The 1,337-nt window shown below is 66.4% G+C and carries 2 protein-coding genes; both read left to right on the top strand.

Annotated elements, in window-relative coordinates; genetic code table 11:
* The first annotated feature begins 27 nt into the window (after nucleotides 1–27).
* A complete protein-coding gene (locus tag ACY45C_RS13715) occupies nucleotides 28–414 on the top strand; it encodes a CBS domain-containing protein (protein ID WP_462188001.1) in 387 nt (128 codons plus the stop codon).
* Nucleotides 415–524: 110 nt separating this feature from the next.
* Nucleotides 525–1,202, top strand: coding sequence for a Crp/Fnr family transcriptional regulator (locus ACY45C_RS13720; RefSeq protein WP_462187999.1), 678 nt, complete (start codon nucleotides 525–527; stop codon nucleotides 1,200–1,202).
* Nucleotides 1,203–1,337 lie beyond the last annotated feature (135 nt).

A 1,337-nucleotide genomic window follows, 5' to 3' on the forward strand; every position in this document is an offset into this window, starting at 1 on the left:
CGAATGCACAAGCGTCGGGAGGGCGTCGTGCGGGTTTCGGAGGCTATGAGCTCCCTTGTTCTCATGATCGGCCCGGGGCACACGCTTCGCCAGGCGGCGAGGCTGATGGCGGCGCGCAAGGTGGGTGCCGCGGTCGTCCACGATGCGGACAGTGAGGGCTACGGGATCCTGACCGAACGGGACGTTCTGCGATCGATCGCCGCGGCTCAGGATCCGGATGTCGAGATCGCGGGCGACCATCTCACCCGCGATGTCGTCTTCGCGGATCCGGAGTGGTCCTTGGACGAGGCGGCTGCCGCGATGCTGCGGGGCGGTTTTCGGCACCTTATCGTGACCTCGGGCGGTGGCGTAGCCGGAATCCTCTCCATGCGCGACGTGGTACGTTGCTGGAGTAACCATCATGTTACGGTATGATGTCTACCGTGTCGTACGCCGGGGATGCTTGCGGTCTGCCGTCGAATCCGATCCCGTCGTCCGGGGTATCTGGGGAACATGAGGCAGGCGGACGGCGCTACGGTCACCGCATGCACGACAACGAGGCGGTCGCCCTGCTCCGAGCGACCACGCTGCTGAAGGAACTGCAGGAGGAGGACCTGTTGCGGCTCGCCACGCGAGCCGTCACGCGACGTTTCCGGCGTGGACAGGTTGTCTTCACGGAAGGTGAGACCGCCGACACTCTTCTGGTGGTCGCCTCCGGGCGGTTGAAGGTGCTCACGAAGGCCGATGACGGCCGTGATCACGTTTTGAACATTGTCGGGCCACGGGAAACCCTGGGAGAACTCAACATCGTCGAAGGGGGTACCCGGTCCGCCGGCGTCGAGGCGCTCGAACCGAGTACTGCGCTGGTTCTCGACCGCACCGCGGTCTGGGAACTCGTGCGGGAACGGCCGGCCGTCGCCGAGCAGCTCATCCGAGCACTGGTGGCGCACGTGCGACGCCTCACCGGAGCGAATGCCGACCTCGTCTTCCTCGATCTGCCGCGACGCGTGGCCAAGTTGCTCCTGCTGCGGATGCGGGAGGCGGGGCGTCCAATGATCGAACTCGGCCTCACGCAGACCGAGATCGCCTCGCTGCTCGGCGGTTCCCGCCAGTCGGTGAACCAGGCGTTGCGCGAGTTCGAGCGGAGGACCTGGATCCTCTCGGAAGGTCAGACCATCACGATCCTGCAGGTCGACCGGCTACGCCGGTTTGCGGGGGACTGAGATCCTCCACTGTGGCGCACGCCACATCCGTCACATGTCGGGCCTGTTACATCGTAGGCTTGTCACCCGGCGGCGAACCCGTCTCCGTCGCGCGCTTCGGTCGCTGACCCCTGGGGCCGGGCGCGTGGCGGCCCC

It is taken from the genome of Frankia sp. CcWB2, from assembly GCF_977927585.1.

Bases quoted from the DNA above. Each gene is read 5' to 3' on its own strand.
- ACY45C_RS13720 (WP_462187999.1), top strand. From the start codon at position 525: ATGCACGACAACGAGGCGGTCGCCCTGCTCCGAGCGACCACGCTGCTG.